The sequence below is a fragment of the Phycisphaerae bacterium genome, from assembly GCA_012729815.1.
Classification (GTDB): Bacteria; Planctomycetota; Phycisphaerae; order JAAYCJ01; family JAAYCJ01; genus JAAYCJ01.
In genome coordinates this window covers 29,647-49,176 of the sequence record JAAYCJ010000175.1, presented here as the reverse complement: position 1 = coordinate 49,176, position 19,530 = coordinate 29,647, and the positions used below count along the sequence as shown (strand labels likewise).

Below are 19,530 nucleotides of genomic sequence, written 5' to 3'. Positions count from 1 at the left end.
GGGGGTGGGGTTGGTATTGATTAGCGATTTCCGGGTTGTTGGCGGGTGGTTTGTTTGTGGTTGTGTGATGGAAAGGTGAAGGTGACGGATGAAGGCTGCGTTTTTGAAGAAGATGGGTGAGGTCCAGATACGGGATGTGGCGATACGTGGGCCTGGGGATGATGAGATACGGGTGAAGGTGGATGCGTGCGGGGTATGCGGGACGGATGTGACGTCGGCTCTGGACGGGAAGGAGGAGTATCAGGGTTTCGGGCATGAGATCGCGGGGACGGTGCTGGAGTTGGGGCCTGGGGTCCGGAACGTTTCGGTGGGTCAGAAGGTGGTGTTGGAGAGCGGCAGCGCGTGCGGCCGGTGCGCGAATTGCCGGAACTGCCGGCAGGAGCTGTGCACGGACGTTCAGTCGTTCTGGTTCACGCAGTATTTCGGGTTCGCGGAGGAGATGATCACGCCGGCGGTGACGGCGATACCGTACGAGGGGGTCTCGCCGCAGGAGGCGTGTCTGTCGGAGCCGGCGGGTGTGGCGGTGGACATGCACCGGCTGGCGGATATCCGGATCGGGGATCACGTGGTGGTTTCGGGGCTGGGTCCGATCGGGCTGATGGCGCTGCGGTTGGCGAAGCTGTCGGGCGCGGAGAGAATCTACGGCTGTGCCAGGTCGCATTCGACGGCGCGGATTGAGCTGGCGCGTCGGTTCGGGGCGGATGAGATTATCGAGATCGACAAGACGCCGGTCGAGGAATACCGGTTCGAGCGGGCGCCGGACCGGTTCATGGTGAGTTCGCCGCCTCGGACGCTGCCGGCGATGATCAAAGTCGCAGCCAAGGGGGCGGTGATTTCGTACATCGGGATCGAGTACGGGAAGGGCGCGGATATCACGTTCGACGCGAACGAGTTTCACTTTAAGAAGATTCAGTTGCGGGCTTCGTACGCGTCGCCGGCGATGTATACGCCGATGGCTTTGAATCATATCGTGAGCGGCCGGATCGACGCGGCGGCTTTGATCAGCCACACGTTTCCGCTGGCGCAGATCGGCAAGGGTCTGGAGGTGGCGGCGTACGACAAGGCCGGCGCGGTGAAGGTCATCATCAATCCCAACGCGTAGAGAAGTGAAAACGAGTAGACAGGTAGAAAGGTTTGTTCATGGAGCCGAAATACGCTTTGATCGGATGCGGGAGCATATCGCCGTTTCATTTTAATGGCCTGAGGAAGGTGGGCGGCAAGATTGTGCGGGTGGTGGATATCGACGTGGCGAAGGCATCGCGGATGGCTGAGCCATTCGGGGCGAAGGTGGGGGCCGATTTTCGGGAGGCGTTGGCCGATCCGGAGGTGACGGTGGTCAGCGTGTTGACGACGGCGAAGTTTCATCCGGAGATGTGTCTGGCGGCTTTGGACGCGGGCAAGGACGTGATCTGCGAGAAGACGCTGGGGCGGACGGTGGAGGATGCGCTGACGATCGTGAAGGCGGCGAAGGCGAGCAAACAGCTCTTTTTCACGGCGTACATGAAGCGGTTTTTCCCAGCGGTGGTGAAGGCGAAGGAGCTGCTGCCGTCGTTGGGCAAGCTGTTCAGCGTTCACGCGCGGACGTGGCAGTGCTGGGGCGATATGTACAACATGCACGATCCGTCGAAGCTGGACTACGTGACGGAGAATCACGGGAGTCCGTCGCTGAAGTGCTGCGGCAGTCACATCATCGACGGGTTGCTGAATTTGTTGGGGCGGCCCAAGAGCGTGTATGGCAAGGTGGATTACATCGGCGGCTCGGACGTGGCGGATCGGAAGGCGATCGCGCTGCTGGAGTACGAGGGGTCGCTGGTGGTGAGTTTTGAGGCGGCGACGCACCCGCTGAAGAAGATCGGGTTTGAGCGGAATTCGTGGGACGAGCGGATCGAGATCAACGGGACGGAGGGTCGGATCGATCTGCTGACTCCGATGTGGGACCACTCGGATCGGAACTCGGCGCGGCTGATTCATTATAGCAATGCGACGATGACGTCGACGGAGTATTGCTTCGACGCGGTGACGCCGTTCGATTTTGAGGTGGCGTACTTCCACGAGTGTCTGATGCGTCGCGAGCAGGGCCGGCCGGACGTGGTGGACGGGTTATGCGTGGACGTGGTGATCGACGGGATTCAGCAGTCGCACCGTCAGCGGCGGGCGATCGATCTGGACTATCGCGGGTATTGAGGCGTTCGGTGGTTTAGGAATTTTGGGAGCGGCGGCTCTTTGGGGCCGCCGTTTTCCTTGCGCCGGCGTGAAGGGCCTGGTCGAGGTCGGCGATCAGGTCGTTGAGGTCTTCGACGCCGACGGCGAGGCGGATGAGGTTGTCCTTGATTCCGAGGGCGTATCGTTCCTTGCGGGTGAGGTTGTAGTAGCTGACGGTGGCGGGGTGGGTGATGAGGGTTTCGACGCCGCCGAGGCTTGGGGCGATGAAGCAGAGTTTGAGGGCGTCGAGGAATCGTTTGGCCTGGGGCAGGCCGCCCTTGATTTCGAAGGTGACGACGCCGCCGAAGCCGGACATCTGCTGGGCGGCGATGGCGTGGTGGGGGTGGCTGGGCAGGCCGGGGTAGTAGGCGCGTTGGACTTGCGGGTGGGCTTCGAGGAATTCGGCGATGGTTTGTGCGGCGGCGTTCTGGTGGGCCATGCGAATGGGGAAGGTTTTGAGGCCGCGCAGGAGCAGGTAGCAGCAGTGGGGGTCGATGACGCCGCCCATGGCCTTGTGGAGGTCGCGGATCTGGCTGACGAGTTCGGTTCGTCCGAGGACGGCGCCGGCGAGGATGTCATTGTGTCCGGCGAGGTATTTGGTGCAGCTGTGGATGACCAGGTCGACGCCGAATTCGAGGGGCCGCTGGTTCATGGGGGTGGCGAAGGTGCTGTCGATGAGGGTGAGGATGTTGTGTCGCGCGGCGATTTCTTTGAGTCGGACGAGGTCGAAGATGTTGAGGTAAGGGTTGGTGGGGGATTCGGAGATGATGAATCGGGTTCTCGGTTCGATGGCGGCGTCGAGGGCCTGGTAGTCGCCGAAGGGGACGATGGTGCAGTCGACGCCGAAGCGTTGGATGTAGGCGCTGCAGAATTCGAGGGTCTTCTTATAGGCGTCGTCGGTGATGACGATGTGGTCGCCGCTTCGGACGAGGGCGAGGATGGTGGTGACGACGGCGCTCATGCCGGAGCCGAAGACGACGCAGTCCTGTGCGCCTTCGAGGTCGGCGAGTCGTCGTTCGGCGACTTTTTCGGTGGGGTTGCCGTATCGGCCGTACTCATAGCGGTCTTTGCCGCCCTTGGTGTAGGCTTCGATTTCGCGGGAGTTTTTGAAGACGTAGGTGGAGGTCTGGACGATGGGGGTGGTGATGGAGTCGGCGTATCGCTGGCGGTCTTCGCCGGCGTGGACGGCGCGGGTGGACAAACCCGGGCGGGCGCCTGCGTGTTTGTGCTTGTGCGTTTGCTTCATGCTGTTAGCTCTCCTGGCCGACCTTGGCTCGGGCTTTGCGATGTTCAGACAAACTAAGTTATTGCGTCGGGTCGCGGCGGTCAATAGGTCTTTGCCGCTGGCGGCCAGACCTCTATGAGCAGGATCAAGATGGTCGCTGGCTTGACTCGGGTTTGGGCGTCGGTAAATTCCATATATAGGAACGATAGTTTTATTGGCTTTGCTTATACTTCACTTCTTGCATTGCTCAACGGGTGGGGCAAGTGGCGACTTCGTTCGGGTTTGACCTTCGTTTCCGACGCGGGCCAAGGGAGAAAAGGAGACGGCGATGGCCAACGAGCAGGGGAATGATCAGGAGCGGACATCGATGGCTGCGCCGGTGGAACAGCCGGAGCCGCTGAACACGGTGTTGAAGGAGGCGGTGTCGGAGCACGCGACGGACGTTCACATCGACGTGGTGGAGCGGCAGGTGGTGGTGCGGTTTCGGGTGGACGGGATGCTGCGTCACAAGCAGAAGTTTTCGCTGGAGTCGGGCCGTCGGCTGATGAATCAGGTGAAGGTGGCGGCGAAGCTGGACGTGGAGCGGATATACTCGCCGGTGGAGAGTCAGATCGCGTATCGGAACGGTCAGGTGCGCAAGCACTTGCGGGTGACGGTGGTGCCGACGTGGGATGAGGAGTCGGTGCATTTGCGGGTGTTGTCGGTGCCGGCGGACGTGTTGGATCTGGGGCGGCTGGGTTTTGGCGAGAGCGATATCGAGCGGATTCAGACCGGGCTGCGGGCGTATCACGGTTTGGTGCTGGTGGCTGGGCCGACGGGCGCGGGTAAGACGACGACGGTGTATTCGCTGCTGTCGTACCTGAAGCTGGAGAGCAAGATCGCGGTGTCGATCGAGGATCCGATCGAGTTCGACCTGCCGTATCTTCGGCAGATGGAGGTGGATGAGCGGCACGGTTTGTCGATGTCGGAGGGGTTGCGGACGATCTTGCGGATGGACCCGGACGTGATGTTTGTGGGGGAGATTCGGGATCGGGCGTCGGCGGTGACGGCGTCGCACGCGGCGCTGGCGGGTCGGCTGGTGATGGCGACGATTCACGGTCAGGACGCGGCGGCGGCGATTGAGGCGATGCACCGGTTTTCGGTGCCGTATCACATTCTGGGCGATACGCTGCGGCTGGTGATTTCGCAGAACCTGGTGGGTCGGGCGTGTTCGGATTGCCGGACGACGCGGCCGCTGTTTCCGCAGGAGAAGAAGTTGTTTGTGGAGTTCGGTCTGGAGGCGCCGGAGAAGGTGATTCGCGGGGCGGAGTGCCGTCATTGCGTGCCCGGCCGGACGCGCGGGCGGATCGGGGTTTTTGAGACGGTGCTGATCGATCAGGGGCTTTCGCGGCTGATCAGTTCTGGGGCGCATCCGGAGAAGCTCCGCGAGGCGTTCCGGAAGGGCGGGATTCGGTCGATCGCGTTGGACGCCCTGACGAAGGTGGCGGAGGGCAAGACGACGCTGGATGAGGTCCTGCAGTTCTATTGGCCGGGCAACGGCGAGGAGCAGGCTGAGGAGGCGGCCAGAGTCCAGCGGACGGTGTAGGCGTTCTCCTGTGCGCCGCAGACGGTCGGCGGACTTTCCATCGGATTCGGCGATTTTCCTGTTTGAGGGCCTTGTCAGGGGTCGAGGTGGACAGGTATAATTGCCGATGATCGAATATCGGTAAAGGAGAGGTGTCCGAGTGGCCTAAGGAGCGGCATTGGAAATGCCGTGTAGCCGTTTACGGCTACCGGGGGTTCGAATCCCCCCCTCTCCGTTCTGCTTCAGCACGTCCGTGGGGTTTTGTGTTCCTCAGCCGGAACGGGGTATCGGGTTCATGACGCTTGCGCCCATCAGGCCGATGACCACTTCCTGCGAGAGGGTTTCCAGGGTCACATCCGCGAGTTGAATGTTGGGGCGGAGAGGCCAGCCGTAGACCATCGCGCGGCAGTTTTCGCCGAGTTGGACGTGCGGCGGCGGGTCTTTGGGCAGCGAGAAGGCGTCGCGGTGGTAGTCATAGTCCTGGCCGCCGAAATGGCAGAGGGACCAGAAGTTCAGCGGCGGTATGAGTTCGAGCGTTTCCTGGCAGCCGTCGGCGTAATTGAACCGCAGGACGGCGTTGGCGATGCGGCCCTGCATGGGGTTGGTCGATCCGCACACGAGGAGCCAGAGGGCTTCGCCAGCGGCGTTGACCGGCATTGTCACCGAGCGGGGCCAGTTGTCCCATAACGAGGTGAAGGCGATGTTCTTCTGGTCACCCAGGGCGGCGAAGGGCACGTTCTGCGGCGTGGTGACCGGGCGGCTGGGGGTGGCGAGCTTGATCTCCGGCGGCGCGAGGTCCCAGTGCTTGAAGGTCCAGGCGCTGTAGCCGTCGTAACCGATGCGCATGGAGACGGTGTTTGGGCGCGGTGAGCGGTAGTCCTGTTTGAAGATGGTTTGCACGTCGCCGTTGAGGCGGCTTGAGATGTCGATCAGTTTCCAGGTCGCGTCTACTGGGGCCTGGCGGAGGGTTGGCGGTCCAGGCGGTTCGGGCACGTTGACTTTGGCGAGCTGATAGCGGGGGACATCGCCGTCGATCCTGTCGATGGCGAGGTGATGGCCGGGACGGCCATCGTGCCGCTCGGCGGTAAGATAGGGCAGTTGACCGGTGCGTCCGGCAAGCTCGACGGCGAGATCGGCCTTGTCGCAGGTTTCCATTGTGACGGTCAGCATGGCGCATCCGGCCCATGGCTCGATGTCCCACCTGGCCGGTTGGCCGTTGACGGTGACGTGTTTGACCTTGTTGGCTCGGACCGGTACGCGGAATTCGACGGTTGCCGATTGCGTTAGGGTGAGCTGGTAGAGGTCGGTTTCGCCTTCCTGCCGGTAGGACAGTGAGAAGTCCGGGGTGCGGATGGCGGCGCGGGTCCATGCGGACGGGAAGGATGGAGCGAGGCGGACGAGGTTGTTGGGATAATCGGGTCGATAGCCGAAGAGGCCTTCGACGGTCGCCCGGCAGAACATTGTGGACAGGTCGGAGAAATCGATGGCGCAGTCCGGATGGCTCAGGCCGCCGGGCGAGCGGATGTTGGGCGAGCCGGAGCGTTGGCCGCCGGGGAAATGGAAGCCGGATTTGGGTTGCGGATCGCCGTACATGGTCTGGAGCATCGTGCCGCGCAGGAGGTTCCAGCCGTCGTCGCCCTGGCCGCCGAGGAAGTAGCCCAGGGCCATGGCGAAGTTGTCGCCGTGGTAGAGTTCGCGGACGGACCATTTTCCGGGCACCCAGTTGGAGGTTTGGCGCATTTCGCCGCCGTAGGGCAGTATGAAACGTTCCATGGCCCATTCGGTGTAGTACATGGCCTGCCAGGTCTGCTGCGGGGTGGTAAGGCCGGCTTCGATGGGGACGTGCTGGGCATAGACCCATGCGTCGTCGTGGGCCCGGCGATGGCCGCCCTGTTCGATGAAGGAGGCAAACTGGCCCTTGTCGCTGAGCCACAGGGCGGCGTTCATGGCTTGGCGGATCTTGTCGGCTTGGGCGAGGTGTTCGGCGGCTTCGGCATGGTCGCCGGCGCGACAGCGCATGTCGGCGGCGGCTCGGCGGGCGTAGTGGACGTAGGCGGATTGCTCCGGCGTGGCGCCGCCGTTGAACCAGACCGAGTCGCTGGGCCAGGTGTTGTTGAAGCTCTCGTAGAGGCCGTCGTCGTCGGGGTCGAAGCACGCTTTGCACCAGTCGAGGTGGAGTTCCAGCATGGGAAGCAACCGCTGTTCGAATGACGGGTTGCCGGTGGCCCGCCAGTCGCGGATGCATTCATCGAAGAACTGGGTCTGGAAATTGTAGAGCGATCTGGGTCCGCAGCCTTCGTATCCGAGGAAGCCCGCGCCGTAGAATCGCGAGTTTTCGGCCTGTTCGCAGCCGTCTTCGGAGGGTGTGGGCGCCGTTTTGGCGTTGTCTCGTTTGACCTGGAATTTGTCGAAATGCTCCAGGGCTTTGGCCACGCGGTCGTGCCAGCCGTAGGCGGTCGCGCCGCCCATGACGCGCCAGCCGGGAAAGCGGAGCCGCCAGGCCGACCCGCCGTGGGCGAAGGCGGGTTCGACGTAGATGCCGTCAACGGCGGCGCAGGAGGCCGGCACGGCGGCATTGAAGTACGGGTCGGGCGTCTCGACGATTACGCGTTGTCCTATGGCCTGGGCGCGGGCGAGACCCTCGGCGAAGGCGTCGGCTGGGTCGGCCACGGAGGCCGGGTCCAGGGGGCGTTTGAAGTAGAGATCATCCTCATCGGCGGCCACGGCGACGAACTGTGGTTGGCCGGGCGTCAACGGGATCCATGCCACCAGGCCATCTTTGGCGACACCGGCAGCGGCCTCGCCCATGCCATCGGGCAGTTCGAAGGCGAAAGGCTCCCACTTGTCGACGGCGGCGGAGAAGCGGCCGAGCATGCGATCGAACCGCAAGCCGTCGGCCTGGCGGGTGGCCTGTCCCGGCGTTGGCGGCAGGATGCACCAACCGGCGGTGTCGCCGGGCTTTGCTTCGTCGACGGTGAGCTGGGCGGTGAACCCGCTGGCGTCGACGAGGGTGGTGGCGAGCAGGCGCACGGTCAATCCGGGCAGACGCGGATCGGTCATTTCCCATTCCATCCGGGCTGGGCGGTAGCGGGCCACCCGCTCAGCGAAGTGGTGGAGCGGTACGCGCGTCTCACCACGGCTGACGGCGAGGCAGAGCCTGCCGGTTGGGCCGGCCAGCGAGGGCATCTCACCGGCTTTGAAGAATGCGTATCGGCCGTTGGCGTAGAGTGGGCGGTTGTCCCAGACGTCGCCGTTGCGGACGACGATGGCGTCGCCTTCGGGCCAGTAGGTCAGTCCCGGCAGCCGCTGGGCGGCGGAGTCGGCTGTGGGATTCGCGGACGGTGGAACTGGTTTTTTGGGGTCTATGTCCATGGCGGCATCCGGGTCAGAATTGGGGCAGGTGCTTTTTATTGGCCTTGATCAGTTTGTCGAGAAGTTCGCCGGCGGTGCTCCAGTCGCGGACGAGCGGGTCGGCGGCCATGACCTGTTGGGCGAGGTCGCGGTCGCCGGTGAGGGCGGCGCGGATGGTCATGTTGACCCGGATCGCGTGCGGGGTGAGCAGGACGGCCAGTTCGTCGGGCAGAGGGCCGACGGTGTGCGGGGAGATCCGGTCGGCGGTGACGGTGGCCATGGTCTCGACGACCACGCCGAGAGGCAGGTTCTGGATCTGTCCGGCGTTGGGCAGGTTGACGACCTCGACGACGGGCTTGCCGGTAGTGAGAGAGACCATGAGGGCGGAGACGGCTTCGCGGGACGGTTCGAGGCTGATCTTCTCCGGGTGGCGCGTCAGGTCCCAGGTGCGTTTTTTGGAGTCGTTGAGCCACCTGTAGCGGTCCTTGATGCGGGTCAGCTTGATGTTGTACGCCTTGCCGTAGCCGGTTTCCCTGGTGAGGACATTGGGAACGAATTCGCTGGTGTGGCGGTCGCCGGGATAGAGCATGAAGCCGGTCCGGCGGAAGAACTCGCACATGAAGACGAAGACGCCGTGGGTTTCGGCGTGGGTGAGGTTGAGGTTGGGTCTGAGCATGTGGTTCAGCGGGTCGGCTGCGAGCTTGCGGAAGAGTCCGAAGCAGTCGCGATGTCGGTATCGGGCGGAGAGGATGAAGGCGAAATGGTTAAGTCCGGCCACTTCGAGGCAGACGTCGTCCCACTCGCATTTGCACTTGCCGCGGAGCCAGCCCCAGAGGCCGTAGAGTTCGTGGCAGAGGCCGACGGTCTTGCAGCCGTGCTCGCAGAGGACCTGGGTCAGGACGGTCATCGGGTTGGTGAGGTTGAAGACCCAGGCCTTCGGGCAGTGTTTGGTGATGCTCTTGGCGAAGCCGACGAAGACGGGGACGTTGCGCAGGGCGCGGGAGATTCCGCCCGGGCCGACGGTGTCGCCGACGGGCTGGAAGATCCCGTACTTGTATGGGATTTCCAGGTCGGGGCGCATGGCCTCGAGGCCGCCGGTGGAGATGGTGATGACGACGAAATCGGCTTTGGGCAGGGCCTGGTCGCGGTCGGTCGTGGCGTGGACCGTCCAGTCGTTCCTGACGCGGGTGAGCAGGGCTTGGCAGTACTTTTCGAGGTCGCTGAGGGCCTTTTTGTCGATATCGACGAGCCACAGCTCGGAGCCGGCCAGTTCGGGCCTGACGACCATGTCCCGGACCAGGTGGGGCATCCAGTTGTAGCTTCCGCCGCCGATCATCACGATTTTGGCCACGATTGGTCCTTTCCACTGTAGGATATTCGGCATATTCTACGCAGACGCCGGTGGAAGCCAATAGCGCTTCGGCAAGAGAATCTGCCGGCAAGGCGCGGATTTCGGCGGCGGCTTTACTTTTTGTGGGAAGTTCAGTATCAATGTCGTGCAAATCGCGGCGGCGACCGCGGAGGAAAGGTGACGGGAGATGCAGGAACCGACGAGAGAGACGATCGAGTGGTGCAATTTTCGGTGGCAGGACGCTCCGGACCGGATGCGGCGGCGGGTGCTTCTGATCGGCGATTCGATTGTGGCTGGGTATCATCCGGTGGTGGTTGAGGAGCTTGAGGGGGTGGTGAACGTCGATATGCTGGCGACGTCGAAGGCGATCGACGATCCGGCCATCATCAAGGAGACGCGGTACGTGATGGAGGGGTATCGTCACGCGATCGTGCATTTCAACAACGGGCTGCACGGCTGGCATCTGGACGACGAGGGTTATCGGCAGGGGCTGCGGGAGTACGTGCGGGTGTTGCGGGATCTGGCGGGCGATGCGCGGCTGATCTGGGCGTCGTCGACGCCGATCAGCGCAGCGGGCGATATGGGCAAGCTCTGCGAGGAGCGGAATCCGCGGGTGGTGGCACGGAACCGGATGGCAGCCGAGATTATGCGGGAGGCGGGGATTCCGATCGACGACCTGTACGGTCTGGTGGTCGGCCGGGCGGATTTGCGTTCGGAGGATTCGTACCATTACGTCGAGAAGGGTCGCCGCGTGCAGGGCCAGGCGGTGGCGGAGGTGATCCGCCGGACGCTGGGCGATATCGCGGATTGATCGATTGCCATTGGTTTGACAGGATCATTGTTATACCAGGAACACGCATGAAAAAGCCGTCGGCACAGAAAGCGGTAACGGGATCGGAGTGGAAGGAAATCTGCCTGAGTGGAAGCGACTGGCGGGTCACGCACTGTCTGCCCAGCGAGTACAACCCGGCATCGGGCATCAACGTGGGGGCTTTGGGTGAGTTGCAGACACCGGAGTGGATTCCGGCGGTGGTTCCGGGCGACGTTCAGAGCGACGCGATCGACGCCGGGCTGATCCCCGACCCGAACTATGGCCTCAACAGCCGGGCGTGCGAGTGGACGTATCAGCGAGACTGGGTCTACGTCAGGACGTTCAGCGTCGAAAAGCCCGCCGATCCGATGGAGAGGGTCATCCTTCGCTTCGACGGGGTGGACTACGCGTGTCACGTGTCGCTCAACGGCCAGTGGCTGGGGTATCACGAGAGCGCGTGGACGCCCTTCGAGTTCGACATCACGGACCGGGTGAAGTTTGGCGGCAGGAACATGCTGGTGGTGACGGTGCAGCACGCTCCGGACGAGCAGTGCCAGTGGGGTCGGACGAGCCTGGTCCGGACGCTCAAGGCGCGGTTCGCGTACGGGTGGGACTGGTGCACGCGCCTGGTGCCGCTGGGGATCTGGAAGGACGTTTGGCTGGTTTTCCGTGGGGCGGCGCACGTGGCGGACGTTTTCGCCCGTCCGGTGGTCGATCCGGCCGGTCCGACGGCTTCAGTGGAGGTGGAGGTGACAGTTTGGGCGGAGCGGCCGGTGGACGCGCGGGCGCGGCTGGAGCTGAGCCTCGACGGCGGGAAGGTCGTTTCGCACGATCTTGATGCGTCGCTGCAGGCTGGGAAGAACGGCTTGAAGGCGCGGCTGGAGGTTCCCGATCCGCAGTTGTGGTGGCCGAACGGGTTCGGCGAGCAGCCGGTGTATCGGTTGGCCTGTACATTGCTCGATGCAAAGGGCGGGCGGCTGGATGAGACGGCTGTGCCGGTGGGATTGCGGAAGCTGGAATGGGTGCGTAACGACGGGGCGCCGGACGATGCGCTGCCGTACTGCGCGAAGGTCAACGGCGTGCGGGTGTTTTTGAAGGGTTGGAACTGGGCGCCGATCCGGCAGCTTTACGGGCGGCGGCATCTGGAGGCGTATCGCCGTCGGCTGGAGCTGGCCCGTGAGGCGCACTGTGTGCTGCTGCGGGTTTGGGGCGGCGGACTGGTCGAGCGGCCGGAGTTCTACGACCTGTGCGACCAATTCGGCATCCTGGTCTGGCAGGAGACGTTCATGTCGTCCTGCTGCATCGACAATCATCCGTCGACCGATCCGCGGTACATTCAGTTGCTTAAGAACGAGGCGGAACAGGTGATTCCGCAGTGCCGGAACCATCCGTCGCTGGCGATCTGGTGCGGCGGGAATGAGCTGTGCGTTCGCGGCGACGTGGTCGATCGGCAGGGGAACGTGCTGCGGCCGGAGGTCGCGGGTTGGGAAGGGTACAAGACGAACGTGGGCGGCCTGCCGTGGCTGCCGCTGACGAGCGAGCATCCGACGCTGGCGGCGATCAAGGAGTGTGTCAACCGGCTGGACCCGGACCGGCACTGGCTGCCGGCATCGGGCAGCGGACCGTGGGAGAACGCATCGTTTGACTACGTGGGCGAGATGCACGACGTGCACGGCGGGTGGATGAACATGGGACCGGTGGAACACTACCGGTTTTTCAACACGGTTGACATGATGCTGCACGCGGAGTACGGCTGTGACGGTTCGGCGTCGGTGCGGGCGATCGAGGCGTTTGTGCCGGAGTCGCACCGGTGGCCGATGGACAAGACGAACACGGTGGCGTGGCATCACGGGCGGATGTGGACGGCGTCGAACACCTGGCGGGCGGAGGAGCTGTTCGGCAAGGTGGACGACTTGGCCACGTACGTTCGGGCCAGCCAGTACGGTCAGGCGGAGGGGCTGCGGTACGCGATGGAGTCGCATCGTCGCCGCAAGTGGCGGTGTTCGGGGGCGATGCCGTGGCACTTCGCTGAGCCGTGGCCGAACGTTTGCGACACGTGCAGCGTGGATTACTACCTTCAGCCGAAGCCGGCGTATTTCGCGCTGGCCCGGGCCAACCGGCCGGTGCACGTGTCGGCCAAGTATGAGACGATCGCGTGGGGCGGCCGGGCGGAGTTCGCAGCGGAGATTTGGGGTCACAATGCGCTGCCGAAGGCTTTCGAGGGCACGGTGACCACGAAGGTGCTCTCGGCGGCGGGCGACGTGGTGTTCGAGAACACAAAGCCGGTCGCCATCAAGCCGGAGTCGCCCGCCCATTGGGATAGTGTCGTGGTGCCGGCGGCGAAGCTTCCGCAAGGGGTGTTTATGCTCTACAGCGTGCTGACCGACGGTTCCGGGGTCGAAGTGTCGCACCACTGGTCGGCCCATTCGACCGGCGAGAAGTACCCGCTGGCGCCGATGCGGGAGCTTGCCGCAGCCGAGGTGAAGGTCGAGGCGTCGCCGGAGCGGATCACGTTGGCCAACACCGGCAAGGTGGTCGCGTTCGGCGTGTGGTTGGAGGTGCCGCTGGACGAGTACGTTTTGCTGAGCGACAATTGGTTGTGCCTGGTGCCCGGTGAGACCCGCCGGATTGCGGTGCGGGGTCAGTGGAGCCGGATGACCCTCAGCGGCTGGAACGTTGCGGAGACGGTTGTCGGCTAGGCGGTTAGCTTGTCCGAGGTCAACTCAAGAAAAATATTGCGCTTTTCCGTTAATTCTGGTAGAGTATCAGTGGAGTCTTTGGAGGAGCGGATCGCAGGGGACGGTGGAGTTGGCCTGGTGAGGTCGCTTCGCCGAGCTTGGAGTGGTTATATGATCTAAGTGGTTGCCGCGACGCGGTTTGCGTTTGTGGCGGGCGGCCGTCGAGGATCGCGGCCTGCCATGTGGTCAGTCAGGGAGGAGATGGAGTGGAATCGGCCGGCGAGGTGATCTTGGTGCTGAAGGTGGCGATGAACATCGCCCCGGTCGCGCTGTACTTCATCATTCTGGGGCTGGTGAACAGCCAGTCGCGGGTGCATGTAGTGAGCGTCCGGCGTGACTGGCTGGGGCTGATGCTGGTGTTTTTCCCGGTGCTGATGTGGCCGGTGCTGTGGCTTTCGAGCGCGGGATGGGTGTTGTGGGCGGCGTTGGCGTTGGTGTTCGGCGTGTCGGTGGTTTTTTTGGCTGCCCCGTCGAAATGGTCGGGATGGGTGGTGTACAACTGCGACCGGGAGCGGGTTCGGCGCGAGTTGGAGTTGGCGCTGAAGGGGCTGGGTCTTGGGTGCCAGGACGGTGAGGACCGGCTTGCGGTTCCGGATCGCGGGGCCGAGTTGGAGATCAGCGAGTTTCGGCTGTTGCGGAACGTGACGGTCAACGTCAACGGGGGCGATCGGGAGTTTTCCGACCAGGTGGGCCGGGCGTTGGAGCGGCGGATGACCGGGTTGGAGACCGAGCCGGGTTTCTCAGCCGTCGGCATGCTCGTTTCGGGGACGGTGCTGCTGATCCTTCCGCTGTCGATGATGGTCGATCACATCGATGCGTTTGTGAAGGTCGTTTCCGACCTGATTCCGGTCTAGACCCTTGGCGGCGCGGAGCACACGATCTTCTGATCCGCTGCCCGAACGGGTGGAGATTTCCCGCCACGCGAACGCGGTCTTCCGCTGCGACTGCGCCGATCTGCTGGGGCGTGTCGGTGATGAGGCGATCGATTTGATCTACATCGACCCGCCGTTCTGCACGCAGGCGCGGCGGAACGGGGCGTCCGGGGCGAACTACGGCGATTCGTGGCGGGACGGCTTGGATGGGTATCTGGAGTTTCTGGAGGCGCGGCTGCGGCCGATGCACCGCGTACTTTCCCGTCGCGGCAGTTTGTTCGTGCACCTGGACTACCGGACGGTGCACTACGTGAAGGTGATGCTGGACCGGATCTTCGGGCCCGAGAATTTCATGAACGAGATCATCTGGAGCTACCGGACGGGGGGCGTGGCGAAGCAGTGGTTCGGGCGGAAGCACCAGACGGTGCTGGCGTACGCCAAGCGGCTCGGCGAGCATACGTTTCATCAGCTTCGCGAGGGTGAGTATCGGACGGACGGCATGAATTACGACGAGGAGGGCCGGCCGTACAAGATGACGAAGAAGGGGCGGCTGTACTTCGATCGTCGCGGTCCGGCGGTCACCGATGTCTGGGAGATTCCGTTTTTGAGCACGGTCGGTCGCGAGCGGGAGGGGTATCCGGATCAGAAGCCGCTGAAGCTGTTGGAGCGGATTGTCGGGTGTTGCAGTAATGAGGGCGACGTGGTGGCCGATTTCTTCTGTGGGAGCGGGACGGCGCTGGTGGCGGCGAAGCGGCTGAAGCGTCGCTGGGTCGGCTGCGACGTGAATCCCGATGCGGTGGTTTTGGCGCGGAAACGGTTGGCGCGGGAGGGTTGACGGCTTGTTGGTGACGATGTGTAGGTAGGCCCCGCTCCCTCACAGTCGCGGCTCTTTGAAGACGGATCGTCAGTGGCGCTGGACGAGTTGCTTGAGATTATCGAGGCTTTCGAGGGCTTTTTCCCGTGGGCGGACTTCGATGCAGTAGTCGAGGACGTCGGCTTGCGCCAAGCGGGGCAGATAGGCGTCAAAGTCCATCGAGCCTGTGCCGATGACCTGATGGGAGGAACCGTCGGTGACGTCGTGGAGGTGGACCTGGCGGATGCGGCTGAGGTTCCGCCACATGAAGGCCTGGACATGCGGGTCGTCGTGGGCCTTGGGCAGGTCCCAGCAGAGCGCAAGCTCGCCGCGTTCGAGAAAGGGTTCGAGCGCCTCCGTTGCCATGGGTGTGAGCTGGAAGTTTTCGATGCAGACGGTTACCCGCTCGCCGGTCATTTCGCTCAGGCGACGGAGGTTCTCCTCCAATGCCCGCTGGAATGTTTTGGCGTCCGCTTCAGAGATCGAACGTCCCGTACGCGGGGATGTGCCAAAGCTCGGAGGTGCTCCCGCGTGCAGCGTGATGATGGGGCAGCCGAGCTTCTCGGCGGCTTGGATCAGCGAGTTCAGGTAGCCAAACAGGCCTTCCCGCAGAAGGCGGTTGGTGGCAAAGAGCGACGCGGTGAAGTCCGGTCCGTGCAAGGTCGTTCGCAGATTGTGTTCGCAGCAGAACGCGGCGATTTCGGCGCACTGGCCGTCGGTCAGGTTCGTGACGTCCAGATGCGGCGTCTCCGCCGCCACCTGGACTCCGGTAAAACCATGCTGCCGCGCAAACTGAAGCGCGTCCAGAATCGAATCGTCGTAGACGGCATGGTAGCTGACCTTCTTCAGAATGTTCTGCACTCAGTCACCTCTCGCTAGGTCCAACCGTTTTGAGCAGGCTGCGTCCGTGAGGAAGCCGGAAGAAGCGGATCAGGTTGTGCCAACAGTAATCAGAACTCCCTGCCCATCTCGCCCAGTGCTTCTCGCACCACCTTTCGCACACGTTCCGCAAGGTCCATGGCGCGAGTTACGTCATCGCGACCGACCTGATCATGGAGACCGGGGTACCGGGTGGTGATGGCGTGAGGCGTCAATTCTTCCGCTTCCGCAAGCGTTTCGCTCCAGTCGGTATGTGGGGTGCATAGCTCCAGCAGCGTTGAAATGTTGTGCGTGTACGGGAAGTCGACGTTGCGGGAGACGAGAAACGCCTTGAGATGCTTCTCGGCGCACTGCTGAGCGTGGTATGCGACGAGGCGGTAAGGCACGGGTGACTCCATTGCCATTGCGTGTCGGGCAAGACGTATGTCATCATCGGCAAAGGCCAGCCATTCCGCAACCTTCCGCATGCGCTGCCGATCAGTTTCTTTCATAGAGCGTCCTGCCTTCGCGCGATGCGGGTCTGGCGATGGTTCCGGGGATGTCGCGGTCCCGCTCGAATTCCTCGGGCGAAAGAACGATGATGTCGCGGGCCAATCCCAAGCCGCGCAGGGCCCGATCCATGGCCACCATCACAGCCCGCCGGCTACCCGAGAACGTGCAGATGACCAGGATGTCGGCGTCACTTCGCTCGTCGGCGTCGCCGCGGGCATGCGAGCCGAACAGGATGATCCTCTGCGGGGCAAATCGTTCCACGAGGATATCGGTCGCTTGTTGAAGGATGCTCTCGCTAATCATGGATGAGTATTATAAATCGGGTCGCCTGATCTTGTCAAATCAGCCGTATGCCTGGGCGAGGAGTTCGATGGGGTGGCGGCTGGGGAGGTTGGCGAGGTGGTGGAGCTGCATTCGGCAGGTGGAGCATTCGGAGGCGGTGGCGTCGGGGTGGAGTGTTTCGACGGCGGCGCGGAGGGTTTCGGCGATCTGCATCGAGAGGCCGTACTTGTCGGCCTGCATGCCGAAAGTCCCGGAGAGGCCGCAGCATTGGGCGGGAAGGGGGGTGACTTTCAGTTCCGGGATCATCGCGAGCAGTTCGCGGCCGGGGCTTTCGAGGCCCAGCAGGCGGGTGTGGCACGGGCAGTGATAGGCCAGGTGCATCGGCTTGGCGGTCAGGTCGGTGTTGAGCCTGCCTTCGCGGGCCAGTTCAAGCAGGAAAGCGGTGGCGTCCTTCGCCGCGTCGGCCACCGTGACGGTCTTGCCGCTGCGGACGAGGTAGGCGTATTCCTTCTTGAGGCACAGCGTGGCGGTCGGTTCAAGGCACAGGATCATCTCGGCGTCGGCGAGGGCGGCGTTGAGATGGTCGAGGTTGTATCGGGCCATTCGCCGGGCGCTGTCGATGTGGCCGTAGACCAGTTCGGTAATGCCGGAGGGTTTCTGCGGCGGAACGACCAGCTCAATGCCGTTCTTGGCGCAGACCTGGACGAACGCTTCGGCGAGGGCTGGATCGTGGTATCGCGGCATCAGGTCGAGGAACCAGACGGCGCGGTGGACGGGTTTCTCCACCTTGTACTTCTTGACGAGTCGGCGGATTTTCCACAGGAACCCGGCTGAGGCGAACGGCGGCATCGACCGGGCCGGATGCACGTTGAAGGCGAGTTCGAAGACTCGTTTGACCAGCGGGTTTCGCGACATCAGGTCGGAGATGGGACCGAATTTGGAGGCGAGGGCGATGACCTTGTCGCTGTGGGCGAAGAACCGCTGGCTGAGCTTGGGCCGTCGGACGGCGTTGCGGCGGGCGCGGGCTTCGATGACGAGCGTGGGCGTATCGACGCCGCTGGGGCACTCGCGGGCGCAGTTGCCGCAGAGCAGGCACAGGTCCATGCTCAGGTCGCCCGGATAGCTTTGGAGGTCCTCGTCGGTCAGGTTGCCGGCCAGGTACTCGCGGAGGATCGCCGCCCGGCCGCGAGGCGAGAGGGCCTCATCATTCCTGGCCCGGAACACCGGGCACATGAGCTGGTCGCCGCTGCACGACTTGCACTCGCCGCACCCGTTGCACAGGTCGGCCATGCGGAACAGGTCGCGTTCGCCGAAGTCCAGGACGTTCTGCGAGGCCCTGGCGGTCGGCGCGACCTCGGCGCGGATCGCATCGAGCGGCAGGTCGGTTTCCTCGGTGATGATCTTGCCGGGGTTCAGGATGTTCTGCGGGTCGAAGAGTTTTTTGACCTCGGCCATCAGGTCGTAGACCGGGCCGTACTGCTTGCGGAGGGCCCAGCCCCGCAGGAGGCCGACGCCGTGTTCGCCGCTGATCGTGCCGCCGAGCTGCCAGGTCAACTGATAGGCTTCACGGGCGAGTTGAGCGAGGACCTTGCGGTGTTCGGGCGTTCGCAGGTCGAGGTAGGGTCGGATGTGCAGTTCACCGGGTCCGGCGTGGGCGTAGTAGGTGGCTTGGAGGTCGTGCTTCTGGAAGATCTGCTGCATGCCGGCGACGTACTGGGCCATCTTTTCGGGCGGGATGGCGATGTCCTCGACGGCGGGGATCGGCTGGTTGATCGGGTCCTTGCGATAGAGGAGGGGGACGGCGCGTTTGCGGGCTTCGAACTGGCGGGCCTGGTCGGCTGGGTCATCGAAGCGTCGAAGCTGGGCATGGCTGCCGCAGCGTTGGGCGAGCTGTTGGCGGCAATCCTCCAGGCGTCCGGCGGCGTCGTCCTTTTGGTCCGCGTCGAATTCGATCAGCAGTGACGCAGCGGCGTCCGGCAGCACCGAGGTCAGCGACGGATAGGCCTGCTTGGCCATCGCCAGGAGGGCGGCGTCCATCAGTTCGACCGCGGATGGATCGTATTTCAGGATGTCCGGCAGCGCCTCGCCCATCAGGTCGAGGCTGTCGAAATTGGCCTGCAGGAGGAGGCTGACCTTCTTGACCGGGACCAGCTTGAGCGTCGCGGCGGTGATCACAGCCAACGTGCCTTCGGAGCCCGCGATCAGGCGGATCAGGTCGGCGTGGCCGTTGCTCAGCGTGCCGGGCAGGTTGTAACCCGCGCGGTTGCGCTGAACTTTCGGCCAGTGCTGGGCGATCTGGTGTTTTTTGGGGGCCAGGAGTTGATAGGCCCGTCGGGCCAGTTCGTCATCACTATTCCCGCTGAGCGTCAACAGCCGTCCGTCCGAGAGGACGACTTCGAGCTGCTCGACGTGCTGATCGGTGTAGCCGTAGCGGAGGGAATGGGCGCCGGTGGCGTTGTTGCCGATGCTGCCGCCGACGGTGGCCCGCGAGGCGCTGGACGGGTCGGGTCCGAATCGCCAGCCGCGCGGCTGGTATGTCTGGTTGACGCGGTCCAGGATCGTACCCGGCTGAACCCGCACGGTGTTCTCGTCGTCGCTGTCGGCCAGTCCGGTCATGTGGCGGGTGAAATCGAGGACGATGCCGGTGGTCAGCGACTCGCCGGCCAAGCCGGTTCCAGCGCCGCGCGGGGCCAGAGGGACCTGGGCCTCGGCGGCGAATAGCATGGTTCGGGCCACGTCGTCGGCGTCGACCGGCTGAACCACCACCAGCGGGACGACGCGGTAGATGCTGGCGTCGGTGCTGTAGAGCAGTTGGCTGGCCCGGTCGGCCAGGACCTGGCCGCGCAGCAAGCCCTTGAGCTTGCCCGCGACCAGACGGGCATCGGGTTTGCTGTTGATCACGTGCATCAG

Annotated in this window: 14 protein-coding genes and 1 tRNA gene; 8 read left to right on the top strand and 7 right to left on the bottom strand. The window is 63.7% G+C overall.

All coding sequences use genetic code 11. The features are described 5' to 3' along the window. The first annotated feature begins 88 nt into the window (after positions 1-88). Positions 89-1,102: an alcohol dehydrogenase catalytic domain-containing protein gene (locus GXY33_11805; GenBank protein NLX05815.1), complete on the top strand. Its 1,014-nt coding sequence runs from the start codon at positions 89-91 to the stop codon at positions 1,100-1,102. A gap of 38 nt (positions 1,103-1,140) precedes the next feature. Beyond that, a complete protein-coding gene (locus tag GXY33_11800; protein NLX05814.1) occupies positions 1,141-2,184 on the top strand; it encodes a Gfo/Idh/MocA family oxidoreductase in 1,044 nt (347 codons plus the stop codon). A gap of 13 nt (positions 2,185-2,197) precedes the next feature. Here the strand turns inward: GXY33_11800 and GXY33_11795 are convergent, their stop codons facing one another. Further along, positions 2,198-3,448, bottom strand: a complete 1,251-nt coding sequence (locus tag GXY33_11795; GenBank protein ID NLX05813.1) for a PLP-dependent transferase — start codon at positions 3,446-3,448, stop codon at positions 2,198-2,200. A 307-nt stretch (positions 3,449-3,755) separates the two neighbouring features. Here GXY33_11795 and tadA point away from each other — a divergent pair, with 307 nt between their 5' ends. Continuing rightward, complete coding sequence (tadA, locus tag GXY33_11790) at positions 3,756-5,012, top strand: Flp pilus assembly complex ATPase component TadA (GenBank protein ID NLX05812.1); 1,257 nt, start codon at positions 3,756-3,758, stop codon at positions 5,010-5,012. Positions 5,013-5,137: 125 nt separating this feature from the next. Further along, positions 5,138-5,226 (top strand) — tRNA-Ser (locus tag GXY33_11785). 35 nt (positions 5,227-5,261) lie between these two features. Here the strand turns inward: GXY33_11785 and GXY33_11780 are convergent. Both GXY33_11780 and GXY33_11775 read right to left on the bottom strand, forming a co-directional pair. Then, complete coding sequence (locus tag GXY33_11780; protein NLX05811.1) at positions 5,262-8,363, bottom strand: hypothetical protein; 3,102 nt, start codon at positions 8,361-8,363, stop codon at positions 5,262-5,264. A 13-nt stretch (positions 8,364-8,376) separates the two neighbouring features. Beyond that, complete coding sequence (locus GXY33_11775; protein ID NLX05810.1) at positions 8,377-9,693, bottom strand: hypothetical protein; 1,317 nt, start codon at positions 9,691-9,693, stop codon at positions 8,377-8,379. 187 nt (positions 9,694-9,880) lie between these two features. Here GXY33_11775 and GXY33_11770 point away from each other — a divergent pair, with 187 nt between their 5' ends. From GXY33_11770 to GXY33_11755, 4 genes are all read left to right on the top strand, one after another. Beyond that, positions 9,881-10,504 (top strand): SGNH/GDSL hydrolase family protein, encoded by a 624-nt coding sequence (locus GXY33_11770; GenBank protein NLX05809.1) that lies wholly within the window; start codon positions 9,881-9,883, stop codon positions 10,502-10,504. 47 nt (positions 10,505-10,551) lie between these two features. Then, a complete protein-coding gene (locus GXY33_11765; protein ID NLX05808.1) occupies positions 10,552-13,203 on the top strand; it encodes a hypothetical protein in 2,652 nt (883 codons plus the stop codon). A 245-nt stretch (positions 13,204-13,448) separates the two neighbouring features. After that, positions 13,449-14,096, top strand: a complete 648-nt coding sequence (locus GXY33_11760; GenBank protein ID NLX05807.1) for a hypothetical protein — start codon at positions 13,449-13,451, stop codon at positions 14,094-14,096. Positions 14,097-14,100: 4 nt separating this feature from the next. Then, complete coding sequence (locus GXY33_11755; GenBank protein NLX05806.1) at positions 14,101-14,949, top strand: site-specific DNA-methyltransferase; 849 nt, start codon at positions 14,101-14,103, stop codon at positions 14,947-14,949. 69 nt (positions 14,950-15,018) lie between these two features. Here the strand turns inward: GXY33_11755 and GXY33_11750 are convergent, their stop codons facing one another. The 4 genes from GXY33_11750 to GXY33_11735 all read right to left on the bottom strand — a co-directional run bounded on the left by GXY33_11750 (position 15,019) and on the right by GXY33_11735 (position 19,527). After that, complete coding sequence (locus tag GXY33_11750; protein NLX05805.1) at positions 15,019-15,828, bottom strand: sugar phosphate isomerase/epimerase; 810 nt, start codon at positions 15,826-15,828, stop codon at positions 15,019-15,021. Positions 15,829-15,917: 89 nt separating this feature from the next. Then, positions 15,918-16,337, bottom strand: a complete 420-nt coding sequence (locus GXY33_11745) for a HEPN domain-containing protein (protein ID NLX05804.1) — start codon at positions 16,335-16,337, stop codon at positions 15,918-15,920. Beyond that, complete coding sequence (locus GXY33_11740) at positions 16,324-16,599, bottom strand: nucleotidyltransferase domain-containing protein (GenBank protein ID NLX05803.1); 276 nt, start codon at positions 16,597-16,599, stop codon at positions 16,324-16,326. The genes GXY33_11745 and GXY33_11740 overlap by 14 nt, the downstream gene beginning before the upstream one ends. An 81-nt stretch (positions 16,600-16,680) precedes the next feature. Beyond that, complete coding sequence (locus GXY33_11735; protein ID NLX05802.1) at positions 16,681-19,527, bottom strand: FAD-binding protein; 2,847 nt, start codon at positions 19,525-19,527, stop codon at positions 16,681-16,683. Positions 19,528-19,530: the final 3 nt, after the last annotated feature.